The organism is Bradyrhizobium sp. (assembly GCF_049512235.1).
Classification (GTDB): domain Bacteria; phylum Pseudomonadota; class Alphaproteobacteria; order Rhizobiales; family Xanthobacteraceae; genus Bradyrhizobium.
In genome coordinates this window covers 1-8,031 of record NZ_JBEKXH010000303.1, presented here as the reverse complement: position 1 = coordinate 8,031, position 8,031 = coordinate 1, and the positions used below count along the sequence as shown (strand labels likewise).

General features: G+C 60.4%; 5 protein-coding genes. 3 read left to right on the top strand and 2 right to left on the bottom strand.

Going from position 1 to position 8,031, the window contains the following annotated elements; translation table 11 throughout:
- Positions 1-509 precede the first annotated feature (509 nt).
- From ABSG20_RS24010 to ABSG20_RS24000, 3 genes are all read left to right on the top strand, one after another.
- Positions 510-1,589, top strand: coding sequence for a hypothetical protein (locus ABSG20_RS24010; RefSeq protein WP_423866994.1), 1,080 nt, complete (start codon positions 510-512; stop codon positions 1,587-1,589).
- A gap of 218 nt (positions 1,590-1,807) precedes the next feature.
- Positions 1,808-4,501 (top strand): TCP-1/cpn60 chaperonin family protein, encoded by a 2,694-nt coding sequence (locus ABSG20_RS24005; protein ID WP_423866993.1) that lies wholly within the window; start codon positions 1,808-1,810, stop codon positions 4,499-4,501.
- Between the two features lie 30 nt (positions 4,502-4,531).
- Positions 4,532-5,338: a gasdermin gene (locus ABSG20_RS24000; protein ID WP_423866992.1), complete on the top strand. Its 807-nt coding sequence runs from the start codon at positions 4,532-4,534 to the stop codon at positions 5,336-5,338.
- Positions 5,339-5,444: 106 nt separating this feature from the next.
- On the opposite strand, the gene ABSG20_RS23995 is transcribed toward ABSG20_RS24000, so the two are convergent.
- Both ABSG20_RS23995 and ABSG20_RS23990 read right to left on the bottom strand, forming a co-directional pair.
- Positions 5,445-6,500: an alpha/beta fold hydrolase gene (locus ABSG20_RS23995; protein ID WP_423866991.1), complete on the bottom strand. Its 1,056-nt coding sequence runs from the start codon at positions 6,498-6,500 to the stop codon at positions 5,445-5,447.
- Positions 6,501-6,528: 28 nt separating this feature from the next.
- On the bottom strand, positions 6,529-8,031 hold a 1,503-nt coding region (locus tag ABSG20_RS23990; RefSeq protein WP_423866990.1), incomplete at its 5' end, for a flavin-containing monooxygenase.

Genomic DNA, 8,031 nt, shown 5'->3' with positions numbered 1-8,031 from the left:
GCTTTGCTATAGGTCTGGACAACCCCTGGATTCCAATCCACATCGCTCCAATCAGGGACAGTCTGTGCCCTCCCCTGGAAATCTCGGGGTACAGCCGGGGCACAGACGCCAGCTGATGCGTGATTTGATCGCCCGCTGTCTGCCATCGACCGCGCGAACGAATGCCACCAGTGCAGTTGCTATCGAGCCCGGTCGACCGAAATCGTTGGCGCGGTCCTATCTTCGTCGGGTAAACGCCCGGCCCGCTCTGGTTCCCGCGCGTGCGATGGGCAGGTTGAGGATGGTTCATGGTAAATCACAAAGTCGCCGCACGATTGCAGGTTGGACCAAACTGTCTGCTGTTCTTTATCGACGAGAATGAGAGGTAACGCGATATACCTCGCGCAGATTCTCTACTCAATTCTGCTGTGAACGTGTAACGTTTCAAAATTGCAACGGGAGATTTTGGGAAGGGCCGCAACAATGGATTTCATGACGGATATGATAACCGGTTCGCGGTCGAGGGCGGCATGACGATTATCATGGGATACACGGTGGGCATCGTTCCGATCGTGATGGGCGACATTCTGGTTACGCGCGCCGGTGCATCGGATAGTATGTTCAACAAACTGGCTTTCGGGCAAATGAACGAAAAGGCAGCAGCGCATGTCTCGATGCTGCGGCAAAAAGTCAACATCATAAATGACGACATGATTTTGGTCTGGGCGGGAAACCTGTTGCAGGCAAGCGCGGCATTCCGCCACATAGCAGACGCAATCGAGCGCCGGCCGGCTGCGGCCGAGGACATCGGCGCGGTCATTCGCGCCATCCCGGAAGCGCAGCGGAACGACCTCAGTCTGATCGGGCTGATCCAGAAAAGTAGCGGCTTCACCTCCTTCTTCTGGCATAACGCGCTGCAGATACCTGTGGAGGTCTGCGGCAATGCCGTGATCGCCGGCACCGGAATCGACTATGTTGCCAGGCTGGTCGCCGAACTGGAACACAAGCACCGGTGCAACCCTCCTGATGGCGAGTCCGACGAACTCAAGGCTGTCCTCTTTGCCATGCTGATAGCGGCCGAGGCGGCCGGCCTTGAGCATTTCAGCGGGGCGAACCTGGTTGACCGCTGGGGTGGCGCGATCGAAGTCGCATCGTTCGAGCGCCGGCGTGCCAAGAAGCTCAGCGATACGCTCTATGCGTTCTGGGAATTCCAGACCGAAGCCGGCGGCCGGCTCGAACTGATTCCGAAATTCGTCAAGGTGCAGTATCACAAGGACCTGTTGGTGATATTCCTGCTGCGCGGACAGGGGTCGAGCCGAGAGGAATTAAGGTTCGAGGTATATGTCTGGGGCGTCCCACCCCTCATCTCGCCCTATCAAATCGGCAGCGTCGTTCACGTTCCACATCCATCCTTCAGGTATGATTATCTGTGCAGCCAGATCGCACTCAAGACGGGGACAACGGTTAACAGGGTGAACTCGCTGGTGCTGGCGGACAAAGACAGTCTCGCGATCCGATTCTTCCAGGACGGACAGAAGACGGCTGTGCAAGTTGACCGCGACTATGAGATAGCCATCGAGGAGTTTGCTCGGGAAATGCAGTCGCACTGAAACATTTCGCCTTGGACTGAATTCACGGCCGGTTCGTCGGGGCGACTGTCCAGCAATATCCTCCAGATCAATCAGTCCCCGAACGATTGCAACTTATTGATTTTATTTATCTTTCCTGCATCCACTGGAACAGCCACGCGCTCCGGAGCCATCTCCACGACGTAGCCCTGAAGTGCAACCCATGATAGATGTTGACGCGAGAGCCATCAAAAACCAGAGTGGACGAAACGAACGGCGCGCGGATGGATGATCTGTTGCATGCGGCACGGCGGACTGCACGCGGCATCCGCCTCGTTGGCGAGGTAGCCCAACGCAAGCTCGGACCGGGTCAGGTCCTGATTTCAGCCGGGGCCCCATCGCCTTCTACCTATGCGGCCAAGCATGATTTCCTGTTCGCCGAAAGCACCATGCCGGCAGATCGGCTCGAAGCCTTCGGTGCGGAGATCACCAAGGCGGCGGCGATCAAGACCGACGAAATTTGCGGCGACGGCGCGACCCTCACTGCTATCCTGGCACAATCCATCACAGAGCAAAGTGCCCGCGCCATCGAATCGGGAGCCGATCCGGTCGAGCTTCAGCGTGGTATCGATCTGGCGGTGAAGACCGTTCTGCGGGATATCCGCCAGCAGGCATACAAGACGGCGACAATCGCGATGTACCAGAATGTCGCGAGGATCTCGGCCGATGGGGATCCGGACGTGGCCTCAGTCGTCGCTCGGACGTTCGGCAACAGCCGCAATCTGAAACTGGATCTGGGCACCATCAGAATCGACGGGCTGATATCCAACAAGCCGATCATCAAGATTGCTCGCGCGGGGGGCGGTTACCGTATCAAGGTGGCAGGCGGTACCGAGGCCGAAGCGAGGGGGCGCAAGCGTTATATCGAAATGTCACTCCGGGCGGTGCGGGCAGCGCAGGCCGGAGGGGTGGTGGCCGGCGGCGGCGCAGCGCTCCTGCATGCAAGCCGTGCACTCCAAAGCCTGGAACCGGACAGCCAGAGCCTGAAGGCGGGAGTAGACGTCGTCCTTCATGCGGTGCTCACTCCGATACGGCTGCTCGTCGAGAATGCGCAAGTCAACAGCAGATCGGTCATTGACAGCCTTTTGCGCGAATCGAACGCGCACGTCGGCTACGATATCACGAGCGGCAACTACGCGGATATGATCGACGCCGGCATCGTTGATACGGCAGAGAGCCTGGAAACCGCGTTGACGAACGCAGCAGAGGTGGCCACGACCGCAACCACAGCGCCCGCCGCATTCGCGCGCACGCGCGAATTGACTGCGCTCCAGAGCCAGAACCCGCATTTCCTGAACATGATGTCGAAGGTCCTGGAGCCGCATGATGCGGATGGGGGTGCCGTCGATATGGCAGAGCGCAACTTGGCCGCGGTCGTGGAAGGCGGCGGGAAAGCCGACGCGAAACTCGGCAAACTTCTGATAGACGCGATCGAGCCGTCCGTCAGGAGGTATCTCGTCGGCGACTGTCCCGATCGCGTCGTGCGGGGCGGCTCCTTCAAGGTTGCCGTCTATATCGCTTTGAGCGAACTGCACGAACACACCCGTGCTCTCGATCTCAACGTGCCGGAGCAGGGACTCGGGCTCGACGTCGTCGTGAAGGCCGATGGTTTCGAGATAAGGCCCGAGAGCCGTCTGCCAATTCACCTGCCGCCGCGCGACGAGTCAACGAGAGCCGAGTTCTCTCTTCGGGCGCTCGATACCGGCGACAGGCTTGTCCGCATCTCGGTCTTCAACGGCGGAACGGCTCTCGGAGGCCTTGACATTGCGGTCAATGTCGCAGCGGCAGGAGAGGCCGTGAACGCCAGGCGGCAGGCGAGCAGGGACCCCGTCACAAGGTTCGCAGCCGACGAGACGCAAGCGACCCTCAAGGTGGAATACGACAAGAAGCGGAAGGAATACTCGTTCGACTGGCGGGACAGCGAAGGTGACCAGCCCGCGGATCACCTGGATGACGCCTTGTCGCCGGTCGACGGTGCAATCAACGACGTTATCGGCAAGATTCAGGAACTCGTTCGGCGCGATTATCCGATCGATCCATCAGTCGCCGCCAGGCTGCAAAGGGAGTGGGGCATCAGTCTCTGGAACACGCTGGTTCCCGAAAAGACCCGCAAGCGCTTCATCGATCGCCATCGCCAGAGCATGCTTGAGAAGCTGGAGATTATTTCGGACGGCGACCCGTTTCCGTGGGAAATGCTCTACCCTTTCGAGGCCAACGAGCCCGCCTTCGACAAGGGCTTTCTGGTCGACATCGTCGAGCTCTCCCGCTGGAGGCTCGGGTCGCGACCGCCGAAGGTGATCGCGCTCCGTCGCGCTGACTTCGTCATTCCCAACCAGGGGCCGGCCAATGCCGAGAACGAGGCCGATGAGGTATCGACCCTTCTCCGGAAATGGAGCACGGCGCTCAAGGACTACCGCATTACGAAATCCAAGGAACTATACGATCTGCTGGACAAGTCGGCGGCAAGCCTGCTGCATTTCGCCTGCCACAACGCCGTGGAAGCAGGGACCGGGCGCATCATCATCGACTCTCCGGTTACGTCGGATGATTTCGGCAGCTATCAGGGCAAGTTGAAGCGGCCGGCGCCGTTCGTGTTCATGAACGCCTGCCGAAGCGATGACAAGCCGTTGCGATATACCCGGATCGGCGGGTGGGCGAACTGCTTCCTCGCCATGGGTGCCGGCGCGTTCATGGGTACGCTTTGGGAGGTGCGCGACGAGACCGCGCGCAAATTCGCAGAGGCGCTTTACGAGGAACTGCTCGAGGGCAACAAGCCGTTCAGCATTGCACTGCGATTGGCCCGTAAGAAGATCCGGGAAAATGCGCCAGAAGACCCGACCTGGCTCGCATATTCGTTCTACGGGGCCGGCGGCGCTCACCTGGAGAAGAGTTAATGCACTGAATACGCAACGAGGAGGCGAACGATGTCGAGACGCAACACGACGGACCCGCTGCTGACGGCGTTCCTGAAGGATTACAAGCTCAACCTGCTGAAGATCCCGCGGGAGAAAGCGCTGGTCGGCGACGTGTACGTCGCCATCAAGGGCGTGATCGCGCCGCCCGGGCGACTGGAGCACCTGTTGGTGCCGGCGGTCAAAATCCCGCCGGCCAAAGAGGAAAAGCTCACCAGCCTGGCGACTACCAAGACGCGAGCCATCGAGCTGAAGGCGGGAATCGGATTGCTGGAGGGCTTCTTCAGCGCCGTCGGCGCCGCCGGTTTGGCGGCAAGGATCAAGGCGGAATATGAGCACAAGGGAGCATCGCTCGTGCGATTCAGCCTCAAGAACGCTACGCGCGAATCCGTCGACGCCATTGAACTCGGCCGCGCGGTCGCCAAGTCCCATCCCGACAGGGACAACCCGATCGTCCAGGACGACGCCCGCTACTACGTCACTGTCGCAGTCGTACGCAGCCCCTCGATCACCGTGACGGCGGAAGACAGCCGTTCCAACGACATCTCGGTCGAAGCCGGCGCGCTGAAGGATGTAATCTCCGTCGACGGCAAGATCTCGGTGAAGAACGAAAGGACCGGGGAACTGACCTATGACGGAGCCATACCGCTCGCGTTTGGAGTCGAACTCGTGGAGTTGATGTACGACAAGAATCAGCACCGCTTCACGATGGCAGGCCTCGATCGCGCGGTGGATATCCGCGAGGGCAAGCACAACGTCCACAGCATCCTGGTGGGAGACCCGGAGAATGGGGACGTGTTCCTCAACTTACAGAGTTGACCTTGCGGATCCAACCGATGCTTCCATAAGAAGTCCGGATTGAGGGCGTGAACAATTTTTTCGTTCGCGCCCTCAACTGCAACAGGCGATCAATCAATCCGGCGCGTCAATTCACAGGCGCCGCCAGCAGCTCGTTCAGATTGGCGTCAAGCTGCGCGAGCAATTCCGGGTCCACGCCGAACAGGCCGAGATGTCCGCAGATGCTCTGCAGCGGACGGAACTGGCTTCCCGGGATCAGGCGCTGCTCAACCTCGCAGTCTGCAGGCGGGAAGAACATGTCGTGACTGATCGGCATCACGTAGGTCTTGGCCTTGATACGGCCGAGCGCCGATGCGAGATCGCCGCCGGTGTTGCGGCTCACGTCGCCGCGTTGCCACTTCCACGCCATCGCCAGCAGATCGTTTGGATCCATCGGCGCGAAGTAGCCCGTCATGAAGGTATCGACGAAGGCCTGCATCGAGTCGAAGCCGAGCGCCTTGTGTCGGCCTTCGCGGAAGAAGTCGGTACTCCACCCCATCACCGTCCACAGCTTGGCGTGGCGCTTGAGGCCTGAGGCGACATCGGCCGGCGAACCGTACTTGCCGCCGTTGAACCCCGGATCGGACGTAATCGCTTCGGCGAGTGTCTCGGTGAAGACGAAATCGTGCTCGGTATTCCTGGCGGTGCCCGCGATCGGAGCGGCGCGCTTGACGAAGTCGGGATAGCGCACGGCCCACTCATAGGTCTGCTGCGCGCCCATCGAGCCGCCGACGACCAGCGCGAGGCTCTTCAGACCGTATTTCCCGGTCAGAAGCTTGTGTTGGGCGCGAACGTCGTCGCCAATGCGCACTTTCGGGAAGGACGGTCCGGCCTGAGCCCCGCTGCTGTTGTGCGGCGAGGTGGAAAGGCCGTTGCCGATCTGGTTGACAACGATGATAAAATACTTTGCCGGATCGAGCGCACGGCCGTTGCCGATGTAGACCTGCTCCATGATCTTGCTCGTTCCCGAGTACCAGGTCGGAACCAGGATCGCGTTGTCCTTCGCCGCGTTCAGCGTGCCGTGGGTCGCCACCGCAAGCTGACAGTCCGGAATAAGGCCACCCTCCTCAAGCTCGAGGTTGCCGATTCCGATCATCTCGTAGGGGCCGTGGCCTTCCTGGCCGTAGTATGGATTTGTACTCATTGGATGTTTCCTCCCGTTGGTGTTTTCATCAGGTCATCGCGAAGCCTTGGTAGCCATTGGCCGCCAATTCGTCGCACTGCCGGTTGTAGTTGCCGACGCCGCCAATATAGGACAGCAGGCGTCGCGGCTTTCCGTCGACGTTCGAGCCCATGTACCAGGAATCGGTCTTGACGACGAGGGTCGCGGCCGCGGTTTCGTCGTGGTGCTTCACCCAGTTGTCCTCGAACTCCTTGGTTGCTTCGACGACGCCCTTGCCGTGCTGCTTCGCGTAAGCAATGCAGTCGCTGATCCAGTCCACCTGCTGCTGCAGACAGGTCGTCATGTTGCAAAGTGCGGCGGACGGAGCGAGCGGCGCGCCGGTGGTGAACAGGTTGGGATAGCCGTGCACCTGCAGCCCCATCGCGGTGCGGATATCCTCGTGCCACCTGTCCTTCAGCGAACGGCCGTCGCGGCCGCGGATGTCGATGCGGCTGAGAGCGCCGGAGCCGGCGTCGAATCCAACGGCCAGGATGATGATGTCGGCCTCATGGACCTTCCCGTCGGAGGTCTGGATGCCTTCGGGCACGATGCGCTCGATCGGTGTCTTGCGGCAGTTCACGCCCTCGACGTTGTCCTGCAGATAGACCTCGAGGTATTTGTTCTCGAGTGGCACACGATGCGTGCCGAATCCGTAGTCGCTCTCGGACGGAATCAGCAGATCGCACAGCTTCGGGTCGTTCCGAAGCCGCTGCCGCAACTTGCCTCGGACGAATTCAGAAACGACCGCACTCACCGCCTCGTCGAAGAACATTTCCGGGAACGTCGCAAGCCACATCGAGAGCGATCCGTCGTTCCAGTATTTTTCAAGAACCTCGGTGCGCTCATCGGCGGTCAGTTCGGCCCAAGGGCGATTCTCGAAGTCATAGTCGAAGCCGGCGAAGGTGGAGCGCACGCGGGTCTTCAACTCGTTGAACCGGCTGCTCCAGCGATCCCAATCCGCTTGCGAATATTTCGGGTTCTTCATGGGCACAACGTATTGCGGCGTGCGCACGAACACCGTCATCGACCCGACGTCGGGTGCGATGGTCTGGATCACCTGGATACCGGTGGCTCCGGTGCCCACCACCGCGACCCGCTTGCCTCTGAGATCGATACCCTCTTTCGGCCAGAGGCCGGTATGGGTGATCACACCTTTGAACGAGGACTGGCCCGGGAAGCGGTCGTTCAGCGGCGCCGACAGCATGCCGCAGCAGGCCAACAGGTATTGCGTATCGATGCGTTCGCCGTCGGAGGTGACCACATCCCAGCGGCCGTCCTGCTCCCGCCAGGTGGCGGATTCGATCCGGGTGCTGAACTGGATATCCTTCTTGAGATCGAAGCGATCAGCGACGAAGTTCAGCCACTGCTCGGTCTCGGGCTGCGCCGGAAAACGCTCGCTCGGCTTCCACGCTTTGTACAAATCCTCGGAAAACCAATACTGGTACACCTCGACCTGAGAATCGAAGCGCGCACCGGGGTAACGATTCCAGTACCAGGTTCCGCCGACGCCGGA

What these genes read in the sequence shown, in the direction of transcription:
- ABSG20_RS24010 (WP_423866994.1), top strand. Translation starts at nt 510, where the DNA reads ATGACGATTATCATGGGATACACGGTGGGCATCGTTCCGATCGTGATG.
- ABSG20_RS24000 (WP_423866992.1), top strand. Translation starts at nt 4,532, where the DNA reads ATGTCGAGACGCAACACGACGGACCCGCTGCTGACGGCGTTCCTGAAG.
- ABSG20_RS23995 (WP_423866991.1), bottom strand. Translation starts at nt 6,500, where the DNA reads ATGAGTACAAATCCATACTACGGCCAGGAAGGCCACGGCCCCTACGAG.